The 22,811-nt window shown below is 38.2% G+C and carries 23 protein-coding genes and 1 pseudogene; 16 read left to right on the top strand and 8 right to left on the bottom strand.

Features of this window, described 5'->3' with window-relative positions:
- Positions 1 to 100: 100 nt before the first annotated feature.
- A complete protein-coding gene (locus ACXITR_RS04210) occupies positions 101 to 937 on the bottom strand; it encodes a hypothetical protein (protein WP_457995980.1) in 837 nt (278 codons plus the stop codon).
- A 126-nt stretch (positions 938 to 1,063) separates the two neighbouring features.
- On the opposite strand from ACXITR_RS04210, the gene ACXITR_RS04215 reads away from it, so the two are divergent.
- The gene (locus ACXITR_RS04215; RefSeq protein WP_457995981.1) at positions 1,064 to 1,336 is read left to right on the top strand and encodes a BrnT family toxin; all 273 of its coding nucleotides are present in this window, start codon (positions 1,064 to 1,066) and stop codon (positions 1,334 to 1,336) included.
- Between the two features lie 4 nt (positions 1,337 to 1,340).
- The gene (locus tag ACXITR_RS04220; protein ID WP_457995982.1) at positions 1,341 to 1,607 is read left to right on the top strand and encodes an antitoxin; all 267 of its coding nucleotides are present in this window, start codon (positions 1,341 to 1,343) and stop codon (positions 1,605 to 1,607) included.
- 14 nt (positions 1,608 to 1,621) lie between these two features.
- Here ACXITR_RS04220 and ACXITR_RS04225 read toward each other — a convergent pair whose 3' ends face one another.
- Positions 1,622 to 4,474: a helicase-related protein gene (locus ACXITR_RS04225; protein WP_457995983.1), complete on the bottom strand. Its 2,853-nt coding sequence runs from the start codon at positions 4,472 to 4,474 to the stop codon at positions 1,622 to 1,624.
- A gap of 375 nt (positions 4,475 to 4,849) precedes the next feature.
- On the opposite strand from ACXITR_RS04225, the gene gshA reads away from it, so the two are divergent.
- Genes gshA through ACXITR_RS04245 form a run of 4 tightly spaced genes read left to right on the top strand, consistent with a single transcriptional unit; the run spans position 4,850 to position 8,035 of the window.
- On the top strand, positions 4,850 to 6,004 hold the full coding sequence (gshA, locus tag ACXITR_RS04230; RefSeq protein ID WP_457995984.1) for a glutamate--cysteine ligase: 1,155 nt from the start codon (positions 4,850 to 4,852) through the stop codon (positions 6,002 to 6,004).
- A gap of 41 nt (positions 6,005 to 6,045) precedes the next feature.
- Positions 6,046 to 6,345, top strand: a complete 300-nt coding sequence (locus ACXITR_RS04235; protein ID WP_457995985.1) for a hypothetical protein — start codon at positions 6,046 to 6,048, stop codon at positions 6,343 to 6,345.
- A complete protein-coding gene (locus ACXITR_RS04240) occupies positions 6,335 to 6,760 on the top strand; it encodes a MerR family DNA-binding protein (protein WP_457995986.1) in 426 nt (141 codons plus the stop codon). Before ACXITR_RS04235 ends, ACXITR_RS04240 begins: the two co-directional genes overlap by 11 nt.
- A 39-nt stretch (positions 6,761 to 6,799) precedes the next feature.
- Positions 6,800 to 8,035, top strand: coding sequence for a MarR family transcriptional regulator (locus ACXITR_RS04245; protein ID WP_457995987.1), 1,236 nt, complete (start codon positions 6,800 to 6,802; stop codon positions 8,033 to 8,035).
- Here the strand turns inward: ACXITR_RS04245 and ACXITR_RS04250 are convergent.
- Positions 8,004 to 9,218 (bottom strand): M20 metallopeptidase family protein, encoded by a 1,215-nt coding sequence (locus ACXITR_RS04250; RefSeq protein WP_457995988.1) that lies wholly within the window; start codon positions 9,216 to 9,218, stop codon positions 8,004 to 8,006. The genes ACXITR_RS04245 and ACXITR_RS04250 overlap by 32 nt on opposite strands.
- A gap of 189 nt (positions 9,219 to 9,407) precedes the next feature.
- On the opposite strand from ACXITR_RS04250, the gene ACXITR_RS04255 reads away from it, so the two are divergent.
- The 4 genes from ACXITR_RS04255 to ACXITR_RS04270 all read left to right on the top strand — a co-directional run bounded on the left by ACXITR_RS04255 (position 9,408) and on the right by ACXITR_RS04270 (position 14,359).
- Positions 9,408 to 10,280 carry a dienelactone hydrolase family protein gene (locus ACXITR_RS04255; protein ID WP_457995989.1) on the top strand — a complete coding sequence of 291 codons (873 nt, stop codon included), beginning with the start codon at positions 9,408 to 9,410 and terminating at the stop codon, positions 10,278 to 10,280.
- A gap of 93 nt (positions 10,281 to 10,373) precedes the next feature.
- On the top strand, positions 10,374 to 11,060 hold the full coding sequence (locus ACXITR_RS04260; protein WP_457995990.1) for a type 1 glutamine amidotransferase domain-containing protein: 687 nt from the start codon (positions 10,374 to 10,376) through the stop codon (positions 11,058 to 11,060).
- Between the two features lie 176 nt (positions 11,061 to 11,236).
- A complete protein-coding gene (dapA, locus tag ACXITR_RS04265) occupies positions 11,237 to 12,130 on the top strand; it encodes a 4-hydroxy-tetrahydrodipicolinate synthase (protein ID WP_457995991.1) in 894 nt (297 codons plus the stop codon).
- Positions 12,131 to 12,445: 315 nt separating this feature from the next.
- Positions 12,446 to 14,359 carry a ribonuclease J gene (locus tag ACXITR_RS04270; RefSeq protein ID WP_457995992.1) on the top strand — a complete coding sequence of 638 codons (1,914 nt, stop codon included), beginning with the start codon at positions 12,446 to 12,448 and terminating at the stop codon, positions 14,357 to 14,359.
- 43 nt (positions 14,360 to 14,402) lie between these two features.
- Here the strand turns inward: ACXITR_RS04270 and aroH are convergent, their stop codons facing one another.
- The 3 genes from aroH to ACXITR_RS04285 all read right to left on the bottom strand — a co-directional run bounded on the left by aroH (position 14,403) and on the right by ACXITR_RS04285 (position 16,840).
- Positions 14,403 to 14,798 carry a chorismate mutase gene (aroH, locus tag ACXITR_RS04275; protein ID WP_457995993.1) on the bottom strand — a complete coding sequence of 132 codons (396 nt, stop codon included), beginning with the start codon at positions 14,796 to 14,798 and terminating at the stop codon, positions 14,403 to 14,405.
- A gap of 36 nt (positions 14,799 to 14,834) precedes the next feature.
- Positions 14,835 to 15,656, bottom strand: a complete 822-nt coding sequence (gene sppA, locus ACXITR_RS04280; protein WP_457995994.1) for a signal peptide peptidase SppA — start codon at positions 15,654 to 15,656, stop codon at positions 14,835 to 14,837.
- A 272-nt stretch (positions 15,657 to 15,928) separates the two neighbouring features.
- Complete coding sequence (locus tag ACXITR_RS04285) at positions 15,929 to 16,840, bottom strand: restriction endonuclease (protein WP_457996002.1); 912 nt, start codon at positions 16,838 to 16,840, stop codon at positions 15,929 to 15,931.
- Positions 16,841 to 17,093: 253 nt separating this feature from the next.
- On the opposite strand from ACXITR_RS04285, the gene ACXITR_RS04290 reads away from it, so the two are divergent.
- From ACXITR_RS04290 to ACXITR_RS04310, 5 genes are all read left to right on the top strand, one after another.
- On the top strand, positions 17,094 to 17,447 hold the full coding sequence (locus ACXITR_RS04290; protein ID WP_457995995.1) for a hypothetical protein: 354 nt from the start codon (positions 17,094 to 17,096) through the stop codon (positions 17,445 to 17,447).
- A 144-nt stretch (positions 17,448 to 17,591) separates the two neighbouring features.
- A complete protein-coding gene (locus tag ACXITR_RS04295) occupies positions 17,592 to 18,776 on the top strand; it encodes a response regulator (protein WP_457995996.1) in 1,185 nt (394 codons plus the stop codon).
- Between the two features lie 103 nt (positions 18,777 to 18,879).
- A complete protein-coding gene (locus tag ACXITR_RS04300; RefSeq protein ID WP_457995997.1) occupies positions 18,880 to 19,242 on the top strand; it encodes a response regulator transcription factor in 363 nt (120 codons plus the stop codon).
- Between the two features lie 70 nt (positions 19,243 to 19,312).
- Complete coding sequence (locus ACXITR_RS04305; protein ID WP_457995998.1) at positions 19,313 to 19,849, top strand: chemotaxis protein CheW; 537 nt, start codon at positions 19,313 to 19,315, stop codon at positions 19,847 to 19,849.
- A complete protein-coding gene (locus ACXITR_RS04310) occupies positions 19,850 to 20,686 on the top strand; it encodes a prephenate/arogenate dehydrogenase (protein ID WP_457995999.1) in 837 nt (278 codons plus the stop codon).
- A gap of 31 nt (positions 20,687 to 20,717) precedes the next feature.
- On the opposite strand, the gene ACXITR_RS04315 is transcribed toward ACXITR_RS04310, so the two are convergent.
- A complete protein-coding gene (locus ACXITR_RS04315; protein WP_457996000.1) occupies positions 20,718 to 21,836 on the bottom strand; it encodes an ABC transporter permease in 1,119 nt (372 codons plus the stop codon).
- A 212-nt stretch (positions 21,837 to 22,048) separates the two neighbouring features.
- On the opposite strand from ACXITR_RS04315, the gene mscL reads away from it, so the two are divergent.
- Positions 22,049 to 22,513, top strand: coding sequence for a large conductance mechanosensitive channel protein MscL (gene mscL, locus ACXITR_RS04320; RefSeq protein WP_457996001.1), 465 nt, complete (start codon positions 22,049 to 22,051; stop codon positions 22,511 to 22,513).
- A gap of 48 nt (positions 22,514 to 22,561) precedes the next feature.
- Here mscL and ACXITR_RS04325 read toward each other — a convergent pair.
- Positions 22,562 to 22,811 (bottom strand): annotated as a pseudogene (locus ACXITR_RS04325) (RNA-guided endonuclease TnpB family protein); the annotation flags it as partial.

Genomic DNA, 22,811 nt, shown 5'->3' on the forward strand with positions numbered 1-22,811 from the left:
CTTTGCTGAAGCACTCGAGGCATTTCGCACTGCTGTATCTTTTCGTTTTGTCCACTGGCTTGCCCATAATACTGAGGTATTTTCTGCTTATAAAGCTAGTTTAGGCTTTGTTTGGGCTTGAGTTTTGTTTAAGTACCGCTAATAGTTCAATGGATTCCCGCAGGGCGTACTTCAAGTCATCGGATACGGCGAAGGCATGGCGATGGGAGTTTTCATTCAGTTGATCTAGTAATGTAGTACCTTCCGAGGGACAAGTATGTTCTTTGTGTAGTAACGTGGCGATCGCCCCTAGGGTATCATTATCTTTTCTACCCAAAATTTCACTCAAGTCAAAGCGGAGGAAACGGGAGCTATTCCACTTAAAACGGTCAATAAGCACTATTTGGTTCAGATTTGCCAAAATTACCCACCGAGGGGGATTGTCAAGCCCAAAAATGCCCTCTGAGACTACATTTTCAAGGGTGATTCCTGTTAATGGATCGTGGTCAAATTCTAAATGGGAATATTGTGCCTGATGAATAGTTGATTCTAATATATCATCGTTTTCAGTGCGATCGGTAATGGTTTCCACCATCCACAACAAGGGCATACCATTATCTTTTTTAATCTCCGAAACAATCGGTAAAATCTGCTCATTATCAAGGGGTTTAACTTGGGGTTTAAAGTCATAACCCAATACCTCCACAAATTCTTGTAACCATCCCCGTTGGATAGCTAATAATTCCATGGTGTCGGCATCTTCATCCCACTGATTAAGAATTTTAAAATAGTTTTTAGCAAGGGATTTTATCAACTCAGGGGGTGTTTTGGTACCATTAATTTGCGCCTCCTCCTGCCACTTTTTGATGATGTCTTTTAAGTCATTGGAGAGTATCTCATCAAGATAATGGTTAGAGTAAAATTCGTTATAGTTGGTGATACCTGTTAATTGTGCCATGACTTTATAATTTACACTGGTATTAAGCAATATAACATTAATTTAATATGACAACTAATCAGATAATGTTAATTGTTAAAAAAATGTATTATATTAAGTTAAAAATGTAAGTCAAAATCATATAATGTGAAAAACTTTAACTGGAATGAAGCTAAAAATAAACTATTAATAAAAGAAAGAAATATTAGTTTTCAGGATATAGTGAAAGCTATCAAGGATGGATATTTATTAGATGTAATTGAGCATTATAATCAAGATAAATACGGTCAACAACGTATTTTTATAGTTAATATTGATGAATACGCTTATTTAGTACCTTTTATTGAAAATAATCACGAAATATTCTTAAAAACTATTATTCCTAGTCGTAAAATGACTAAAAAATATCTAAGAGGTTAAATAAATGAATTTAAATAAAGAAGAAAAAGAGCTTTTAAACAGTGTGGAAAATGACCAATGGAATAGCATAAAAGATATTGAGGTAGCTAAAAATACTTATCAAAGTTATGCTCAAGAATATTCTCAAAAATCAGTCAATGTAATACTGTCCCAAGAAGATGAACAAAAACTAACAGCATTAGCCTATCAACTAGGTATATCCCCATCAAACTTAACAGGAGAAATTTTACATAAATATTTACAAGGTTTATTAGTTGAAAAAACTGTTTAATTTTTTACATTATTTTAACTATTAAAAACTGCAATAATTTTTATATAAGGCTCAGGCTCGGTGGTCATACTTTCTTGAACCCATGTAAAATAATTACTAAAAATATTCTCAATGTGATTTTTTTCCCTTTGTCTTCTTTCTTCTACTAAGGCATTATTATCCTTAAATTTTAGCTCCAATTGTTTATTATGTTGTGTTTTTAGGATTTCAAGACGTTCTAATTCTTGATCTAATTGTTTATTAATTTTATTCTCAAATTCCTTACGTTTTACCAACATTTCTTGACGAGCAATATCCACCGCTTTTTCTCTCAAATCTAATAAAATTTCTGGAATGGGTAACTGTTGATTAGGGATGGGATTTTTTCCTAAACCAGTACGTTTTACAGTGTCGCTAAAGGTTTCAACATGGCTAAACTTACCATCCATAAAGATTACTGAAAACCACTCATTAAGTAAAGGTTGCCCTCGGCGATTAGGGATTAACCCTGTCATCACAAATACCGTTTCATTAGCCATCAAGGAAGGTATGGTTAAAACAGGGGCTTGATGTCTGCCAAAGGCCGTTAAATTAAGGTCATTTAACCATTGTACGGCAGGATGTAGTTCCCATAAATACTGTACAGGAGTCCATCTTTCTTCGGCTTTACGAGATTCTTCTAAGTCTTGTTTTACCAACTCCTTATCAGCACAAAGTCTTAAAGGTTGAGTAGGTGCAGGTTGAATTTCTTTGGGTAGTCTGTCATAACGGCGTTTTAAATCTTTGGGGAAGGTTAACTCCATTAATCGTTTTTCTTCTATTACCTGATATTGTAATGGGGTTTTTTGATTGACTACCTCTAAAGACTTGAGGGTGTAGTGAAAATCGTCATTAAATAGTTGAGGAAACTGTTGTATATCTTTTTCTACTTCTTCCTCGTTGCTTACCTCGGCTTCGGCATCCAATAGGGCAAAGAAATCAAATTCATCATCGTTACTATCAGGAGTTAACATGGTGTCGAAATCTTCAGCAGATTCCCCCGACTCAATAGCACTGGCGGTAATTCTTACTTCTTCATCTATATCAAATACTCCCATAAAAACGGAAGGATCACCAATATTTTTTACTGCTTGTTCATCTTTGGTTAATAATACCCTAATAATTCTTTCTGCCTCATCCATGCGCCTATTGTCGCTACGGGTTAACAGATAACGAATTAAGGGTTGATCATTCTGTCCATAACGGTCAATTCTACCATTACGCTGTTGCAATGCCATCAATGACCAAGGAATGTCGAAATGAATTAGGCGATGGCAGAGGAAATGTAGGTTAATGCCCTCGGAAGCTACATCGGTGGCGATAATTAACCGTAATTTAGATTTTTCATCCCCAAAGGATTCGATAATTTGATTTAATTCTACATCTGCCATGCTTCCATCTAGGGTTTCGATGGCATCTTCTTTTAGTTTTAAGTCTTGTTGTAGGTTTTCTTTGAGAAAACGCATGGTTTCTAATCTTTCGGTAAAAATTACTAATCTATCTTTTGTATTTTTACCATTCCATGCAAAACTACCTCTTTCTTTAGAGGTAATCAATTTCAGTAGTTGTTGATATTTAGCGAAGCTATGGGAAGTAATTACTTCTAGGGCAGATTTAAGGGCTTGTAATTCTTGAAAATTGACTCTAAATTCTTTTTCTTCGCTTTTTTCTAACTTTTTTAGTCGATTGTTGACGGTTTCTAAACAGGCCATGGGACTAGATAACATAGCTTTGAGCAGGGTTGTTTTAAATAGTCTTCCTGCGGTGGCTTTAGAATCTATAGAAGCTAGTTTAAGCTCGTTTAGGAGTGAAAAAACCTTTTCTTCTTGGGGGGTGGCAATGGACTCCACAGGTAGCACTTCACGCTCGGGGAAGTGTTTGGCGAGTTGGTGGGCAACGTCTTTTTTAAATCTGCGCACATATAAATCCCGAATATCATCCTTAGTACAGTCAGATTCAGAGGCGATCGCCGTAGGGTCTAACATTTTCATCAAACTGGCGAAACTTTCGGCTTTACCATCGTGGGGGGTAGCAGATAGCATAATTAATGTGTCAGAACGGTTAGCTAATCTTTCTGCTAACCTAGAACGCAGGGAGGCACTTTTTCCTTGCCCTCTTTTGGCTACGTTATGGCATTCATCGATGACGATAATATCCCAGTAGGCTTGTTCTAAGTAGGTGCGATATTCCCGATCTTGTTTGAGGGTATCAACGGAAACGATAGCTTTATCGTAGTAATGGAAAGGGTTATGATTTGTGGGGATACGATTACGCAGTCTTTGGATACCGACGGAATCAAGACGCACTAGGGGAATGGTAAATCTAAACCAGTATTCTTTTTGAAATTGAGTTAACATACTTTTGGTTGTCACCACCAAAATTCTTTTACCCTTTCCTCGGCGCATTAGTTCTGTAACCAATATTCCTGATTCGAGGGTTTTGCCTAAACCCACACTATCGGTAATGAGAAGCCGTTGGCGAGGCATTTTCAGAGCCTTTAAGGCTGGATCTAACTGAAAGGGTAAAACGTCCATGGCCGCCTTATTCCCGACATATAGATCAGAGGTAGTCGGTGCTGTATTTCTTAGGTTAGACTCGATGAATAGCAATGATTTACTATATCCCGATGATTCATCTTTAACTAATTTGGTGGTTTTGGCGTCTAATACTTCTAAGTCTTTTTCTAATTCATCGATGAATACCCCTGATTTTCCTTTGATGAAGTCGCTGATGCCCACCACTTGTAATATCATTTTACCTGTTAGAGTGCGATCGACTCTCTGAATCAACCACTCTGCATCTCTGATAACTACTCTAGCACCCGGGGCAGGTTGTATTTTACCTTTCATTAAAATCTAGTTTGCTCTATTTCTGAAAAAAATTTTTACCACCACTTTTAGTGTATTACTTTCTCCAGTTTTTCCAAACAATTATCAAAAAGATGGGTCTAAAACCCCGTCATGAATGACGGCTCTATGTTAGAATTTTCACAAGGTTTTTAACCGATGTCGCTACGGACGATAAATAGGCAAAAACCAAGCCAATTTCAAGTAAAACGTCTGTGGTATTTTTGGCGGTAGGGCATATCGTTACAGCTCCTGGAGAGAGAGTAAGACCAAGTAAAAAGTTTACTTTTGAAAGGCATCACTCGGTGAAGGAAGAATCCTCTCGTCTTTAGACAGAAGAGTAGTCAAGAAATGATCAATAGAAATTGAGGAAAAGCGGTGCTACTATCAAAAGGTTTTGAGGTTGAAGTCTATACTGGAACACCACAGGGAGAAGTTGTGGGGCTTTCTAGTCAAATTGTCAGAGATTTACATGGCTTTGTCCGAGAACCCGATAGTCGTAATGTAGAATATACCACCGCACCTCTATGTAATTACGATCGCCTTTTATGCGCCTTATTACGTCCCCGTAGAGACTTAAGAAACTATTTAAAATCCCTTGGCGACTATACCATCATACCGGGTAGCACCCTCTCCCTAGGAGATAGTAGCAGTTTTCATCGCTCAGATCCTGATAACCACTACCACGACTACATCGAAAAAACTTACCATACCAACATCGTCACCGCCAGTATTCACATTAATATAGGTATCGATGACATTGAAACCCTCATGAGAGCCTATCGTCTCATCAGATTAGAAGCCCCCCTTATTCTTGCCCTCAGTGCCTCCTCCCCTTTTCTCGATAATCAACCCTCTGGCTACCACTCCACCCGTTGGCATCTATTTCCCCAAACTCCCCAAGATGTACCCCTATTCCACAATCATCAACACTTTATTGACTGGACACAGGAGCAACTGATTCTTGGGACAATGCAAAATGTAAGACATTTGTGGTGTTCTGTGCGTCCTAACGGAGATAACCGCCCCTACAGTCTCAATCGTTTAGAATTGAGAATATCTGATTTAGTATTGAACCCCATCCATCTATTAGCTATTACGGCACTCCTTGAGGCGAGGATTTGGCAAGTGTTAGAAAATGAAGATTTAGATCCCCTAACTCAAAGTAGCATTAACCATGGGGATTTAGAAACCGAATTATTGGATATGGTCAAATACAATGAAAAAGAAGTAAGTAAAAATAGTTTGGATGCTCAACTTTTCCACTGGCAAGATGGCAGAAAAATTGTTGCGAAAGAATGGATTGAACAACTTTTGGCGGAGTTATTTCCCGTGGCAAGGGCAAAAGGTTTTAGTTGTTTTCTCAGCCCCACCCATAAAATATTAGAACAGGGTAATCAAGCCCAACAATGGCTTAGTCAATATCGTCAGGGTATGAGCATTCCTGAAATTATCACCCAAGCGATAAAATCCACCCACCAAGAAGAAGTTGAACTAGAGGATAAACTTTGTGAGCAAATTTTGGTAGCCTAGTTATTATCCTATAATCAATGTATATGGTTTAGTATGTGGTTATGAAATCTAAATTTCCCAAATCATTAAAATCTGTTTATCGTCAAGAGCCTATTTCCGCTTTTATTTTCACCTTTGGAGCGGTAGAACTTGCCATGGGAGGATTTAGTGAACATTGGAGTCTAATGTCTTTTGGACTTCTATTGGTGGTAACGGGTTTGATTCTGCGTTGGCTACAAACTCAACAAACAACCCAGAAAAAAATTCCTCGCAATACTCGCCGTTATTTGCCCGAAGCCGAGCGCACCTTTGCCCAACCCTTGCCCGTATTACGCAGAAAACAAGATTATCGTGACTATTGATAAGGAAAATCAACCAAATCTTTTAAAAATTGGTGAGGTTGCTTCCGTTAGTGGTATCCCCATCAAAACCATCCGCTACTATGATGATTTAGGTTTATTAACTCCTCATATCACTCGTAATAAGGTCGGTTATCGTTTATTTGATCATTCTATTTTTAATCGTCTTAGTTTTATCAGGCGATCGCAATCTTTAGGTTTAACTTTAAAAGAAATCGAGAATATTTTAAAAATATATGATGAGGGAGAGATTCCTTGTGGTGTTGCTAAAGAGGTTTTATTAGATAAATTAGATAATATCGAGCAACAAATTGAGCAGTTACAAATTTTACAAAGTGAGTTGAAAGCAATTTTATCTGGTTGGAAATTTGCGGAAACCTTAGAGGGTGATATTTGCCCTAATATTCAAAACTTTTAGTATGATTAACTAATATTAAATATAATTGTAAAAAAGGTTATGGATAAATCATGGTTAACAACCATTAATAATAAAATACAATCTTTATTTATTAAAACCCAAAGTATTAATGAAGATAACGATAATTTATTAGAACTTCCTCAATTTTTAAAGATCGATATTAAAGAATATATTGAGTCTTTAGATTGTCCTGTAGCCTATCAAGAAAGTGTACAAGAGGCGATCGCCCCTATCCTAAAAAAATGGTTAGAAGACCCAGAAGCCGAAAATAGTATTGTTATCTTGGGAAATCCTGTGGAAAATTTGAGCAAAATAATTGATAATAGTATCGAAAATTGGAAAGGCGATCGCACCTCCCTAGAAATTATTACCCCCCTACCCTTCCCAAAACGCCCTCGTAACCCCCTGACCATCAGCGAACAAATAAAACAAAGTTTTGAACTTCATCCCCAAGTAGAAATAGATAACCTGGACGAAATAGATAATATTCCCGACGAAGAATCCTTAGAAGAAAGAACCACAATTATAGTAATACCAACCCTAGAAGCACTTTTTCTAAGAGATATAGAAGGATGGAACAGTATAATATTTTTGAGAGAACTAATTATTCATAACCCCAACTGTTTTTGGATAGTGGGTTGTAATCATTTAGCATGGGATTTTCTTGATTATGTATGTCAAATCAAAGCCTACTTTAACACCATTCATTCCTTACCAAACCTAGAAGGAGCAATGTTAAGGGATTGGTTAGATCCTTTAATCAAAACGGTGGTTGATAATAAATTTAAAAAAAATCAACAACTCACCAATGATAATTCAGAAGAAGAAGATCATGACGAAAGTTATTGGAATTACCTAGCCGATGAATCATCAGGAGTAGCTAGTATTGCCCTTAACCTGTGGATAAATAGCCTAAGACTAGACAAAGAAAATGTTGACGAAGAAAAATTGTCACAAATCACCTTCGAGGAAATCATCGACACAGAATCATCCTACACCCTACAACAAATTACCCCATACCTCCCAGACTTGCCATTTTTCTCCATTAATGAGCGTTATTTACTCCACTCAGTTTTAATTCATGGACATATTAACCGATCGCACCTAGCCCTTAGTTTAGCAGAACCAGAGAGTCATATAGAAGCCCAAATCCAAAGACTATTAAGGGAATCTATCCTCAAAAGAGAAAAAGGAACTTTATCCATTAGCCCCATCTACTATCAAAAACTCAAAAAAGAGTTGATTAATAATAACTTTTTTGTTGGTAGTGACTAAACTTTTCCACACAACGGGCAAACATTTCTACCCCCAAACTAAGGGCAGTTTCATCAAAATCAAAACGGGGATGATGGTGGGGAAAATTTAACCCCTTATCTGCATTAGCCGAACCTAAAAAGAAATAACATCCGGGTACTTGTTGTAAGAAAAAGGACATATCTTCTCCCCCCATGGTTTGACACTCCGGCACTACCCCTAAAGGAGTTTCCACCACATCAAGGGCAACACTTCTCACTAATTCGGTGATGGAAGGATTGTTGATAACGGGGGGATATAGTTGCCAGTAATCGAGGTCATATTTCGCACCGTGGCTCTCACAGATACCTTTAACAATGGCTTCTATTCTTTCACCGATGTATTTTTCATATTTTGGGTTAAAGTAGCGCACCGTACCACTCATTTTTACCGTATTAGCAATCACATTTAAAGCCGTACCTCCTTCAAAAGTTCCCACGGTGACAACGGCGGAATCGGTGGGTTTTATGTTGCGACTAACGATGGTTTGTAAACTATTAACGATTTGAGCGCCCACCATAATAGAATCAACGGTTTGATCGGGCATTGCCCCATGACCACCTTTGCCAAAAATTTGACATTTAAAACACTCCACCGCCGCCATTAATGCTCCTTCTCTAACTCCCACCGTACCAAGGGGAAGGTTATTCCAAAGATGTAGCCCGATGATGGCATCCACATCAGGATTTTTTAAGACCCCTTCTTCAATCATAGGTTTAGCGCCCCCAGGACCTTCTTCGGCGGGTTGAAAGATTATTTTTACCGTTCCCCTAAATTTGTCTTTGTTATGGGCTAAATAATGGGCAATACCAAGGGCGATCGCACTGTGTCCATCATGACCACAAGCGTGCATAATCCCCTCATGGCGAGACTTATAAGAAACTTCATTTAATTCAAACACGGGTAAAGCATCCATATCCGCCCGAATAGCTAAAACCTTTCCCTCCTCATCACTTTTAATGGTGGCAACAATGCCCGTTTGAGCAACACCCCTTTGATGTTCTACGCCCCATTGGGTCAGTTTATAACTAATAAAATCGGCAGTTAAATTTTCCCTAAAACCTAATTCGGGATACTGGTGCATTCTCCTACGCCATTCCACTAATTGGGGTTGTAAATCGAATATTTGTGGGCGAATTTGAGGGCTTTTAACGATGGTATCCATTAATTTAATTTAAGAATTTTAATAACATCTATCATTGTAGCCTCTAGTCTTTTGAGCTGTAACTTAGGGTGAACTAATCTATTTATTTTTGATTATTTATTCATAAAATATCATTATTTGCCATCAATTTTTATTCAGATTGACTACGATTTAAAGTGTTCACTCAAAAAAAGATTTTTATCATTCAATATGCGCAAATTTATTTACTTTGCCTTCGCATCCTTTTTCCTTGTAATATCTTTGGCAATTTTCAATATTAATCAACCTACACCAGCTACCGCTTCTGACTATGTTCGTTATATGGCAGAAGCTCATAAGGGCGATCGCCCCGTACCCACTGGAATTATCTCTGATGCCCCCAAAACAGAAGTAGTAGGAAAAATGGTGGAGTATGCCGAAATTGACGGTGAAATGGTGTCAGGTTATATTTCTCGTCCTGCGGGGGTTGAGGAACCCTTACCAGCGGTTATTTTAATCCATGAATGGTGGGGGTTAAACGACAATATCAAAGCCATGACAGACAAAATGGCAGGGGAAGGTTATGTGGCCTTAGCGGTGGATTTATACCAAGGAGATGTGGCGGATAACCCCGATGAAGCCATGGAATTAGTGCAAAGGGCGATCGCCTCTAGCCCAGAACTAGAAGACAACCTCACACAGGCCTACAACTACCTCAAAAATGAAACCAATGCTCCCAAAATTGCCTCCATGGGCTGGTGCTTTGGCGGATTATGGTCATTAAATACAGCCCTGTTGTTACCCACAGAATTAGACGCTACCGTAATTTATTATGGTGGTAATATCACCACCGACCCCGAAAAACTGGCTACCCTACAAATGCCCATCCTTGGTATTTTTGGTGAACTAGATCAAAATCCCTCTGTCGAGCTAGTCAGAGAATTTGAACAGGTTTTACAAAGTCTTGATAAAGAAGTAGAAATTCACATCTACGAAAATGCAGATCATGCTTTTGCCAACTCATCAGGTAATAGATATAACCCTGAAACAGCTCAAGATGCTTGGGAAAAAACTATCATATTTCTATCAACCCATCTTCAATAAAGTTGAAATCTAAATCCATGGGGGTGGAATTCCACCCCTATTACCCAAAAAAAGTTAAGTATCATATAACTGTAATTATTTATACTTTTCTATATGTCTAAGCAAAAAATATTAGTAGTTTTAACCAGTATCGAAAAATATCCCACCCTCAACCGTGCCACAGGATTATGGCTTGGGGAAGCCGTCCATTTTGTCAAAAAAGTAGAAGAAGCAGGATATGAAGTTGACTACGTTAGCCCCCAAGGAGGTTATACTCCCATTGACCCTCACAGTTTAGCCATGGCTGATGATACCGATTGGCAGTGGTATAAAAATAAAGATTTTATGAACCGTTTAGGTAGCACCCTTAAACCCAGTGAGGTTAATCCTGATGATTATGTTGCCATCTATTATGCTGGGGGTCATGGGGTAATGTGGGATTTTCCTGACAACAAAGAATTACAGACTATTAGCCAAAAAATTTATGAAAATGGTGGTTATGTTTCGGCAGTGTGTCACGGCTCAGTGGGCTTGTTAAATACTAAGTTATCCGATGGCAGTTATTTAATTAGTGGAAAAAAAGTGACAGGGTTTTCCAATGATGAAGAAAAACAAATCGAATTAGATAAAGCTGTACCATTTTTAACGGAAGATGCCCTAGTGGAAAAAGGTGGAATCTATGAGAAAGCCTCCGAACCTTGGGGGGTTTATGCCGTGGCAGATAATAAGGTTATTACGGGGCAAAATCCCGCTTCTAGTGCTAAGGTAGCCGATTTATTATTAGAAAATCTGGCACAGTAAAACTTTTACATAAGTAGGTGTTAGCTTAGTTCGCTGATTCATTATCCATTATCAACTATTCATTATCAATTCCTTAAGTTGTACATTGCCCATTGAATTGGTAAACTACGTAATGTAAATGTAAAAATTTTGGCTCAGGGTTGGACTAATCCCCAAGAGATATTAAATTAATAGCGATGAGTGATTATATTTTTGGTCGAGTTTTGACGGCAATGGTGACACCTTTTAATGGGGATGGCTCTGTTAATTATGGTGTGGCAGAAAAATTGGCTAGTTATTTAGTGGATAATGGTAGTGATGGCATCGTGGTATGTGGTACTACTGGGGAATCTCCAGCCCTTGAGCATGAGGAAAAAAATCAGCTGTTAAAAGTGGTTAAATCTGCGGTGGGTAATCGAGGTAAAATTGTTATGGGTACTGGTTCTAATTCTACTGCCAGTGCGATCGCCCTTACCCGTGAAGCTGAAAAAATTGGTATTGATGGCTCTTTGCAAGTAGTACCCTACTACAATAAACCCCCCCAAGAAGGTTTATATCGTCATTTCGGTGCGATCGCCTCTGCCTGTCCTGACCTTCCCATCATGCTATACAACATCCCCGGTAGAACAGGAAAAAACCTCGAATCGGCTACCATTGCGCAACTAGGTCAAAAATTTGATAACATAGTGGCAGTAAAGGAAGCTAGTGGCAATTTGGAACAAGCAGCCCAAATTAACGCCCTTTGTGGTGATGATATGTTAATCTATTCAGGAGAAGACTTTTTAACCCTACCAATGATGACCGTGGGAGGTGTCGGAGTGGTTAGTGTTGCTAGTCATCTAGTAGGTAACGATATTCAAGCTATGATTCAAGCCTACGAACTAGGTAAAAATAAACTTGCCCAAGAAATTCAACAAAAATTACACTCCATATTTAAAGTATTATTTTGCGACACCAATCCTATTCCCTTAAAATCAGCCCTACAACAACTAGGATGGGATGTTGGTGGTGTTAGGTTACCCCTATCGCCTATTTCTAATGACCATGAACTAGAAGTGAAAAAAGTTCTTCAAGAGCTAGGTTTATTATAAATAATAAAGCATTTATTACCTCAATATTTTCAGTATTTTAAAGTTTTTTCTACACAAGAAATTAAAAGTTTTCGGTTCAAAACAAAAGGAGGTTTACACACAGTATAGAGAATAAAAAAAATTTATAAAAATCAACAAATCCATAGCCCTCAATCACATTTTTCAATTGTGGGTTAGCAATACGCTACTTTTTTGTATTTTCTAAAGGCTTAATTTAGTTAATTAAAAAGATACAAACTAGCTAACCTTTATGATGGCAAAAGTAGATCATTATTTTCATCAATTCAATCAAAAAAGAGAACATTACATCAATCTATGAATAAAGTTTACAAAATTCAAGGCAGAAAAAGAAAGACTAGCGACACAACCACAAAACCTACAAAAACATTGAAAGACACTCCAAAAATTAAAGCTAAAATTAGCGAAAAGAACAGTCCAGAAATTACCAGTAATAAAAATGCCCTAAGGGTAATTCCCCTCGGTGGACTCCATGAAATTGGTAAAAATACCTGTATTTATGAATATGAAGACGAAATCATTTTGGTAGATGCAGGAATAGGCTTCCCTACCGATGGAATGCACGGCATCAACGTAGTATTACCTGACATGACCTATCTACGGGAAAATAATCATAAGATTAAAGCCTTCGTCGCTACCCATGGTCATGAAGATCATATTGGCGGTATTCCTTACCACTTAAGACAAATTGATACCCCCATCATTTACGGCCCTCGCCTTGCTATGTCTCTACTCAGGGATAAATTAGAAGAAGCAGGACTGAGCGATCGCACCATCATCAAGAGTGTAGGTCCTAGGGAAGTAGTTAAAATCGGTAAACACTTCAAAGTAGAATTTATCCGTAATACCCACTCCATCGCCGATAGCTTCACCCTTGCTATCCATACCCCCGTAGGCGTTGTCATCCACACAGGAGACTACAAAGTTGACCATACCCCCGTAGATGGCGAATATTTTGACCTCCACCGCCTCGCCCAATTAGGGGAAGAAGGAATATTATGTATATTCGGAGACTCCACCAACTCAGAAGTCCCGGGCTTTACCCCCTCCGAGAGATCCGTTTATCCGAACCTAGAGAAAATATTTTTACAATCCCACGGGCGCTTATTACTTACCACCTTTGCCACCTCCGTCCATCGGGTGAATATGGTCTTAGAATTGGCTCAAAAATATAACCGTAAGGTTGCCATCGTCGGGCGCTCTATGTTGAATGTCATTGCCCATGCCCGTAACCTAGGATATATCAAATGTCCAGAGGATCTCTTTATCCCCTTGGGGGCGATGAATAGACTTCCCGATGAGCAAGTATTAATCCTGTGTACGGGATCTCAGGGGGAAAAATTTGCCGCCATGACAAGGATTTCTCGGGGTGAACATCGCCAAGTAAAAATTCGTCAAGGGGACACCGTAGTTTTCTCTGCAAATCCCATTCCGGGTAATACGATTCCTGTGGTAAATACCATCGATAGATTGTTTATGCAGGGAGCAAATGTCCTTTATGGTAAAAATTTAGGGATTCATGTATCTGGTCATGGTTGCCAAGAGGATCAAAAATTGATGTTGGCTTTAACCAAACCTAAATTTGTGGTTCCTGTACACGGGGAACATAGAATGTTAGTAAAACACGCCCAAACCGCCCAGAGTGTAGGCATTCCAGCAGAAAATATTGTCATCATTGATAACGGTGATACCATAGAATTAACCCCTGATACCATTGCCAAAGGGCCTAGAGTACCTTCTGGAATTGAATTAGTTGATAACTCTGGTATTGTCCATGGCACCCATGTAATGGAAGAAAGAACCCAAATTGCTCAGGATGGGGTCATTACTGTGGTAGCCCCCGTTAACTATCAGGGCAGACTTTTGGAAGAGCCTCAAATTAATCTCCGTGGAGTAGTCAGCAAAATTGAAATCTCTATGTTGAAACGTTTGATTAGTCGTAATGTGGATAAAACCATAGGCGATCGCATTAAAAGTGCCTTATTATTAAATGCTAATGAGGAGATAAATTGGTCAAGTATTCGTCTTGATGTGGAAGCGAGTTTAGATAGACTGATTCAAAGGGAATTGAGAAGTAATCCCCTCGTTGTATTTATGTTGCAGGTACAACCTGACATTAACGATAATAATGACGATAACAGTGACAATGAAGACATTAACGGAGATGGGAAATTTACCCGCCGTCGTCGCTCGGTGGTAACAACTTACTAACCATTAGGGTGGGCATAGCCCACCTTTTTTTTAGATAAAAAAATTAATATCTGGAAAACTGAGCCAAACTCCAATCGGGGCGCAAATTTTGAGCATTGCGTAAATAGGGATGATAAATTTCGCTGGGGGGTTTGGTGGTGTTAAAGTAAATTAGAACTCGAATACAACGCTCTAAGCTACCCTCTACTTTCATTTGCTGTAAATCGAGGAGGGGTACATTGGCCCAGTGGGGACGCTCCCGTGCGATCGCAGCGGGGAAAGCTATATCTAAATCAGGGGTAGCAGTAAAAATAACACTAATGACATCATCATAGTCAAGTTGATTGCGAGTCTCAATTTCAATCATCAACTCACTGATAGCATCTCTCATGGCATCAATAGTATTACTCTGGGCTGTAGTTGCCCCTCTAATTGCCCGTACTTTCCACATGGGTGACATTACTCCTTTCCCGACTGAATGCAAATAATCATCAACTTAAGGACGATATAACCATAAAGGCTGTCCATTAGTTGCCATTTCAAATTCTAACCAATTAATAGCTGAACCTACCCCTGATTTTACCTGACTACGACCATTAAGCAAACGGTTAATTAGTGGTTTGGGTTCCTCGATGGTGTCACATTCTGTTTTTTCAGGATCTAGCTTCACCAACTCACAAGCCCAACGACGGGCATCTTCTTCGCCACCGAGTCTATCAACCAAACCTAACTTTAAAGCCTGTTCTCCGCTAAAGATACGACCATCAGCAAAACCTTTCACCGTCTCAACAGAAAGATTACGTCCTTCGGCAACGGTTTGTACAAACTGTTCATAACTGCTGTCAATGAGTTGTTGTAAAATTTCCCTTTCTTCAGCGCTTAAGTTGCGATCGAAAGATAGTATATCTTTATAAGGGCCAGATTTGATCACCTGAAAAGATACCCCTACTTTATCTAACAACTTCTCTAGGTTATTACCTCGAATGATAACCCCAATACTGCCCGTAATAGTTCCGGGGTTAGAAACAATGTGATTTACTCCTACCCCAATATAAACCCCCCCAGAAGCGGAGATATTCCCAAAACTAGCAACGATTTTAATTTTTTCTCCCAATTTCCTCAGCGCGGAATAGATTTCTTGAGAGTCAGCCACCGTACCCCCAGGAGAATCGATGCGCAACAACAGAGCAGGATATTTTTTTTCTTCTACAGTTTTTAAGGCTTCCAAAACTTGTACACGAGTTCCAGAGCCAATCGCTCCATTAATTTCAATTTTGGCAATTTTTTTCTTGGTGTTAGGTTGAAAGGGCCAGATCATTACTTATTTTTTTAAGGATTCTTTGACGGTGATATAAAAACTTCCCTGATTATAGCAAGGTTAAGTTAACACAAATAAATCTTTTACCATTCTTTTACCATTAAACTTATCAAAAATAAGGCTTTTTCGACAAAAATACAGTTAAAGGTAGAAAACTGAAAATATTGCAATAATCAAAAGCTGAAAACTGTTGTCTTTTGCCCTACTCTTACGACTTCACTTTTTCCATGACAATTTACTTATTTTTGATACTGTCACAATGTATCCTATTACTAATCTTCCAAAAAATAATCTGTATCAATTTTTTTTATTTCATAAACCACGGAACTAGAAACTCCTAAATTATAATCAATCATATAATTAACCAAACTATTACCGTCAATTAAAATAACTTTTGATTCAATATTTTCTACATAGTCAAAAGCAGTTTTCGTAAATGTTCCAGTGGTTATAAAAACACCTTTTTTTGCTCTTTTTCCATGTAAAGCACCAACAAATTTTTGAATTTCGGGTCTGCCAATTGTGCCTTCCCATTTTTTTGCTTGTAAATAAATTAAATCTAATCCCAGTTTATCTTCTTTGATGATTCCGTCTATGCCCTCATCCGCAGTTTTTCCAACGGACTGTCCTGCATCACTTCTTGAACCACCATAGCCCATTTTTACCATCAAATCTACTACTAAATTTTCAAAAAATTCATAAGAGTGCTGTTTGATTATATCCAAAAGCTCGTTTGCTAATTGATTTCTTATTTCTTCATAGGAATTTTCTAATACTTCTTCAGGAGTTTCTTTATCTATGGAAATTTTATCCAAAGATTCATTATCTATTTTTTGTTTTTTATTACTAGAAAACTCTAAAAACTCAGGATATTGTTGAAGTTCTTTTGTGGTTATTTCTTCATGATTTAGAGCGAGTAAATCTTTTCCTCTTTGAGTAATTTTAAATACTCCTCTTTTTGGAGAAGAGAATATTTTTGCCTTAACAAAGTAGCTTTTTGCCCACCAAATTCTATTATCTACTTTTGTCATGGCACCACTTCTCACTTTTTCTGATAAATCATCTGAAGTTAATCCCATTTTTTTGATGAGGATTTCTTTGGCTTCCTTCGTTGAATGCTCTTTGTTGTCAGATGCAATTTCTAGGAGAGGTTTAAAAAATTTTTGAAAGTTAGGTGTGGTCATTTTGGGCAAAAGTATTGTGGTAGCTAAATTGAGGCAGTGGGGTAAGCAATTACGAAAAAAATCACTACAAAAAATTATAAAACAAGATTTATGGATAACTTTCTGTGACGAATATTCTTCTCTATGGTTGTCAATAGTTTTCTGCTCCCCCTTGACAGATCCCCTAATAATTAAATAACATGGGCAAAAAATCATTTTTATCTTAGTGAAATTATTTGTGATGAATGCTAATCAAATTTTCAAAACACTGGTTATGTCCACTCCCCTTGTGATTGCCTCTATTTTTATGACTTTTGGGGAGTCTAGCTCTTCTGTAAAGGCTCAGGAAATAAGATTTAGAAGCAGTGTTGAAAGTAGTGTATTTAGCACAGGGGAAAATGAAACAGTAGAATATCCCAGCTTAGAAAAAAATGAATTTGGGGATTACATTATGAACTTTACTGATGAAGAAAGTGATGAGGCAGTAAGATTATTTGGTTGTGATTGCATTTCTTCTATTAATGCCGTTAGGAAAATGAGAGGTATGACTACCACCGCTGAAGGTACTCCCCTAACTCCTGACACTAGAATTGCGGCTTGTCCCCATCGACAGTTTTTTGGAGTATAAAATAGATTTTTCTTTTCCTATACTAAGTTAAGAGATGGGCTGAAAGGGGCTGAAGTCTCCAAATTGTGGTACCCTAGAAGGTGTGACAAGATAATAGAACCATTATTAAATTCACTCAGAAACTAACGACTGCCCCAAGAGAATATGTCTAACCCAATACCTTTTCGAGAGTTTACGGCTTTAAAACAAGCGGGATTTTTTGAAAACTTAAAACAACCCCGTTTCAGTGGTCAATTATTATTGACTGGAACTCGTAATAAGTGGGTATTTTATCTTTATCTCGGTCGCATTGTCTATGCTACGGGGGGGCATCATCCTGTCCGAAGATGGCGCCGTAACTTGGTGGCAAATCTACCCCATATCCCTTCTCACATGGGGGCGATTCAAAATGATATTAATCAGTTACAGTTGGATGAGCAGAATAATTGTTGGGAATATGAGTTACTTTGTTTTTGGGTAGATCAACAAAGGATTACCCTAGAGCAGGCAGCAAAAATGATTCGTCAAAATATTACGGAGGTTTTGTTTGATGTCACCCAAGCTATGCAGGTTACTTGTGAGTTAAAACCCGATCGCACTTTACCCTTTTCTTCTCGTTTGGTATTGATAGATGCTGAACAGGTAATTTCCGAGGCTCAAAAGGCATGGCACGCATGGCAATCGGCTAAAATTGCGGATCGCTCCCCAGATATGGCTCCTGTCATCACTCAGCCCCAAGAGTTGCAGCAACAAACTAATCCTCAAGTGTATCAAACCCTTACCCAATTATTGGATGGACAACAAACTTTGCGGGATTTGTCCGTGAGAATGAAACGGGATGTGTTGACGGTAACTCGTTCTTTGTTACCCTATGTACAACGGGGCTTAGTCCGGTTAATTGAAATTGGTGATATTCCTGCCCCTTCTTTGCCTATATCCAGTGATGTGGATGATGATGATTTATCCGCTAACAGCAACATTACCATTGCTTGTGTGGATGATAGTCCTTTAATTTGTCAAACCATGGAAAAGATTATCACGGGGGCTGGTTATTCTTTTATTGGTATTAATGATGCCCTAAGGGCGATCGCCATTTTACTAGCCAAAAAACCTGATTTGATTTTCCTAGACCTAATCATGCCCAATGCTAACGGCTATGAAATCTGTAGTCAACTAAGAAAATTAACCTTTTTCAAACACACCCCCATCGTAATTTTGACAGGAAACGATGGCTTAGTAGATAGAGTCAGAGCAAAAATGGTGGGCTCATCAGACTTTATCGGTAAACCCGTAGATAGAGCCTTAGTATTAGAAACTATTAAAAAACATCTAAAAATCGGGGTATCCTAAGGGAAAGATAGCAATTAGACTATGGAAAAGGAAAAGATTGCTATATCATTGTTATGGTTTGAACACAAATATTATGATTAATTTATAGAGGTTAATAAACAAGATGGCAAAAGTATTAATAGTTGACGATTCCTCCACCGAGAGAAAAATATTAGTAAGTTATTTGGAAGAAATAGGTGTTTCTATTACTACGGCAGAAAGTGGAGAAGAAGCCCTCACAAAAATTCCTAACATTAACCCTGATTTAATCATCCTAGACGTGGTGTTACCAGGTAAAAGTGGCTTTGAAATTTGTAGAGAAATCAAATCTAACGATAATACCAACAAAATCCCCGTCATTATTTGTTCTACTAAAGGTAGTGAAATGGATAAATTTTGGGGCATGAAACAGGGGGCGGATGCCTATTTACCCAAACCCGTTAATAAAGAAGAATTATTTAGCACTGTAAGAAAATTGACAGCATAAAATATTTTTTTGAGGGAAAATGATGGGAAATTAATTCTCAGCTACCCTCTACACCATTATGGAATAAACCATGGACAATCAATCAAACCTATCCTTGTCAATTAATAAAGACACCACCTCTCAAGCGTCTCAATTTTTAAGATTTGTACTACTTCCCGACACTAATTTGATGGTTAGTTTGTCGCAAATTGCAGCGGTGTTAAAAATTCCCTTTGGTAAAATTGTTCCCGTGCCAGATATGCCTAGTTGGGTAATGGGGGTATATAACTGGAGGGGAGAGATTGTCTGGATGATTGACTTAGGACAGTTATTGGGCTTTACTCCTTGGTATGAGCAATCGGTAACGGCTTCTAATCATAAAGCGGTAGTAATCCACCCTAGTAATCAAAATCTCAAAAGTTTAAGCACAGGGGAATTAGTGGGCTTGGTGGTGAGCGATGTTCAAGATATTGAAATGTGCCACACGGATAATTTACATTCTCCCCCAGCTTCTGCCATCACCCCAGAGTTAGCTCCTTTTTTACGAGGATATTGGATTAAGGATAATGGGGAAATTATTGTCACGGTGGATGGAGATTCTATTTTTGCGGCGATGCCTAGGGAGTAAATGAGGGTAGGAATCATCGGTTTAGGTTTGATTGGTGGCTCTTTGGGGCTAGATTTGATGGGCAATGGTCATGGGGTTATCGGTATATCAAGAAGTCCTGAAACCTGCGAAAAAGCCTTGCAAAAGGGGATAGCGAGTACATCGGGAATTGAGTTTAGTTTACTAGAAGGTTGTGATATTGTGGTCATTGCCACTCCCATGGAGTATATTCTCCCGACTCTTAAAAATCTAGTTCCTTATCTATCTTCCCATACAGTGGTGACGGACGTAGGTTCGATAAAGGAGTCCATTGTGGCACCGGCCCAAGAAATATGGTCAAATTTTGTGGGTAGTCATCCCATGGCGGGTACGGCTAATAGTGGCATTGATGCGGCGGTAAAGGATTTATTTATCAATGCTCCTTGTGTTATTACCCCTATTCATAATACCAGTTTAAGGGCGATCGCCCTTGTGGAAAAAATGTGGCTCTCGGTGGGCTGTCAAATATTAACCACAACCCCCACCATTCACGATCAAGCAGTGGCGTGGATTTCCCATTTACCTGTGCTGATAAGTGCGAATTTAATTCATAGTTGCTTGTCTGAAAAAGATGAAAAAATAAGAGAATTTGCCCAAAAAATAGCTAGTTCAGGTTTTAAGGATACGAGCCGAGTAGGGGGAGGAAATCCAGAATTGGGTTTAATGATGGCAAAAAATAATAAGAAAAATATCCTTAACAGTTTAAAGGAATATCAACAAAATTTAGAGGCTATTATTAATCATATAGAATCTGATAACTGGGAACAAATTGAACAACTTTTAACCACCACTCAGAGCAAAAGAAATGACTTTTTATAAGCAGAGTTTAGGAAAAAACTAAACCTTGATACTATGATTTATTAACACTACGAGGATCAAGGGCATCCCGTAAACCATCCCCCAAAAGATTGAACGATAAAACCGTCAAAATAATTAATAAAGCAGGGGGGATTATTAACCATGGTTGTAATACGATTATAGAAGCATTAGACGCAAGAGAGAGTAAATTTCCCCAACTAGGATCAGGTTGTTGTATTCCTAAGCCAATGAGGCTTAATACCGACTCCGCCACGATAAAACTAGGAATGGATAGGGTGGCAGAGATGACGATATAAGTGGCAGTTTGGGGTAGTATATGACGAATAATAATATGAAATGGCCCGGCTCCGATCGCCTTTGCTGACTGTACAAATTCCTGTTCTTTAATAGATAATACCTGACCCCTGATTACCCTTGCTAAACCAGACCATCCGATAAATGATGTAATCAAGACAATGAGTAAAAATCTTTGCGCACTGCTTAGGCTTGGGGGTAATACCGCCGCTAGGGCAACCAATAAATAAATACCGGGTATGGTCATCAATACCTCCACTAACCGCATTAAAATACTATCTATCCATCCGCCAAAGTACCCCGCAATCCCTCCAATAAACATACCCAAGGGAAAGGAAATAGCAATACCAATTAACCCAATAAAAAGACTAATTCTGCCCCCAAATAAGATGCGACTAAGTTGATCTCTCCCCTGTTCATCGGTGCCTAAAAGGTTTATTTTACCTTCTCCAACCGTACCAAATAAACGACGAGTTGAGGTAAATCCTCCAAAAATTTCTTTTTCTTCAAAAGTAGGAGGAAGGGGTAATTTTATTTGTAAAAATTGATAAGGTGTACCCTTAATAAAAAAGCGAATGGGTGATGGGTTTTCCCAATCTACCTCTAAGAGGCGATCGCCCGTTTCTAAATCCGTTGGTCCTTGGGTAGTGGGATATACGTGGGGAGCAGTGAATTCTCCTTGGGGAGTACGCCAATAAATTTTGGTAGGGGGTAATAAAGAGCCATCATTTTGGGATGTATAAGGACTATAAGGAGCTATAAAATCTGCAAAAATAACCACTACATAAAAAAATATTAAGATAATTGCTCCAATTTTTGCCAAAGGATTTTTTTTAAGTTTGCGCCACCAATTCATATTATTAAATATTTTAAATTAGGAATAGATTTATTTTTTTGTGCCGTATCAAAGCCTTAATTTTTAGTGTGTTTTAATTATAAAAAAGATTAAGTCTAAAGGTGTATTTAATCATAAAAAGAATAAACTTAACAATAACTTTTGTTTATTTAAGCCAAAAATGCTTTATCCTATGGACATAAAAAATATCATAACAAACTGAAAAAATACCTATGACAACAAATAATAACAAAAGCGGTTTTGGAAAATTAGTGGCAGATTTTCGTACATTCATTATGCGAGGGAATGTCATTGATTTAGCGGTAGCGGTGGTTATCGGTGCAGCTTTTGGACGTATTATAAATTCCTTAGTAGAAGATGTTATTACCCCTCTAATTCTCAATCCCGCTATTCAAGCGGCGGGGGTAGATAAACTTGAAGAATTAAGCTATGGTGCCGTTAGATATGGACTATTTCTCTCTGCAGTAATTAACTTTTTAGTAATAGCCTTTTGTCTATTTTTATTAATTCGCTCTTTTGAGTCCTTAAAGCGTAAATTGGAGCGCAAACAACAGATTGCCGAAGCCGAGGCAGAAGCCATCGCCGAAGAAGAAGTTAACGCTGAAATCGTAGCTCAAGAAAATCTCATCAAAGCTATTGAAAAACTGACAGAAACCATCAATCAAAAAAATGGATAATTAATTTCAACTCAGTTGACTTCTCCACGCATTAAAATGACGTGGATTCTAAGCAGATGTCGCTACATAGGTTAAAACCTGTTCGCTCCGCTTACGATATGATTTAGTTAAGTTACTAACGTTATACCGTTTGGGGAGAGTCAATGCTCCCCTACGTACCTTGGCTAAGTCTAACCCTAGCTGTGTACTTACTTTTTTTAAAATATTAATCGCTCCATTGCAATCGGCATTAATAGTTTTACCGTTGGCAATTTTGTACAATCCACGCTGTACTCTTTTTCCACTAAACTTATACTCC

Source organism: Cyanobacterium sp. (assembly GCF_054166785.1).

What these genes read in the sequence shown, in the direction of transcription:
- ACXITR_RS04210 (WP_457995980.1), bottom strand. Translation starts at nt 937, where the DNA reads ATGGCACAATTAACAGGTATCACCAACTATAACGAATTTTACTCTAAC.
- ACXITR_RS04220 (WP_457995982.1), top strand. Translation starts at nt 1,341, where the DNA reads ATGAATTTAAATAAAGAAGAAAAAGAGCTTTTAAACAGTGTGGAAAAT.
- ACXITR_RS04225 (WP_457995983.1), bottom strand. Translation starts at nt 4,474, where the DNA reads ATGAAAGGTAAAATACAACCTGCCCCGGGTGCTAGAGTAGTTATCAGA.
- ACXITR_RS04235 (WP_457995985.1), top strand. Translation starts at nt 6,046, where the DNA reads ATGAAATCTAAATTTCCCAAATCATTAAAATCTGTTTATCGTCAAGAG.
- ACXITR_RS04245 (WP_457995987.1), top strand. Translation starts at nt 6,800, where the DNA reads ATGGATAAATCATGGTTAACAACCATTAATAATAAAATACAATCTTTA.
- ACXITR_RS04250 (WP_457995988.1), bottom strand. Translation starts at nt 9,218, where the DNA reads ATGGATACCATCGTTAAAAGCCCTCAAATTCGCCCACAAATATTCGAT.
- ACXITR_RS04255 (WP_457995989.1), top strand. Translation starts at nt 9,408, where the DNA reads ATGCGCAAATTTATTTACTTTGCCTTCGCATCCTTTTTCCTTGTAATA.
- ACXITR_RS04260 (WP_457995990.1), top strand. Translation starts at nt 10,374, where the DNA reads ATGTCTAAGCAAAAAATATTAGTAGTTTTAACCAGTATCGAAAAATAT.
- dapA (WP_457995991.1), top strand. Translation starts at nt 11,237, where the DNA reads ATGAGTGATTATATTTTTGGTCGAGTTTTGACGGCAATGGTGACACCT.
- ACXITR_RS04270 (WP_457995992.1), top strand. Translation starts at nt 12,446, where the DNA reads ATGAATAAAGTTTACAAAATTCAAGGCAGAAAAAGAAAGACTAGCGAC.
- aroH (WP_457995993.1), bottom strand. Translation starts at nt 14,798, where the DNA reads ATGTCACCCATGTGGAAAGTACGGGCAATTAGAGGGGCAACTACAGCC.
- sppA (WP_457995994.1), bottom strand. Translation starts at nt 15,656, where the DNA reads ATGATCTGGCCCTTTCAACCTAACACCAAGAAAAAAATTGCCAAAATT.
- ACXITR_RS04285 (WP_457996002.1), bottom strand. Translation starts at nt 16,840, where the DNA reads ATGACCACACCTAACTTTCAAAAATTTTTTAAACCTCTCCTAGAAATT.
- ACXITR_RS04290 (WP_457995995.1), top strand. Translation starts at nt 17,094, where the DNA reads ATGTCCACTCCCCTTGTGATTGCCTCTATTTTTATGACTTTTGGGGAG.
- ACXITR_RS04295 (WP_457995996.1), top strand. Translation starts at nt 17,592, where the DNA reads ATGTCTAACCCAATACCTTTTCGAGAGTTTACGGCTTTAAAACAAGCG.
- ACXITR_RS04300 (WP_457995997.1), top strand. Translation starts at nt 18,880, where the DNA reads ATGGCAAAAGTATTAATAGTTGACGATTCCTCCACCGAGAGAAAAATA.
- ACXITR_RS04305 (WP_457995998.1), top strand. Translation starts at nt 19,313, where the DNA reads ATGGACAATCAATCAAACCTATCCTTGTCAATTAATAAAGACACCACC.
- ACXITR_RS04310 (WP_457995999.1), top strand. Translation starts at nt 19,850, where the DNA reads ATGAGGGTAGGAATCATCGGTTTAGGTTTGATTGGTGGCTCTTTGGGG.
- ACXITR_RS04315 (WP_457996000.1), bottom strand. Translation starts at nt 21,836, where the DNA reads ATGAATTGGTGGCGCAAACTTAAAAAAAATCCTTTGGCAAAAATTGGA.
- mscL (WP_457996001.1), top strand. Translation starts at nt 22,049, where the DNA reads ATGACAACAAATAATAACAAAAGCGGTTTTGGAAAATTAGTGGCAGAT.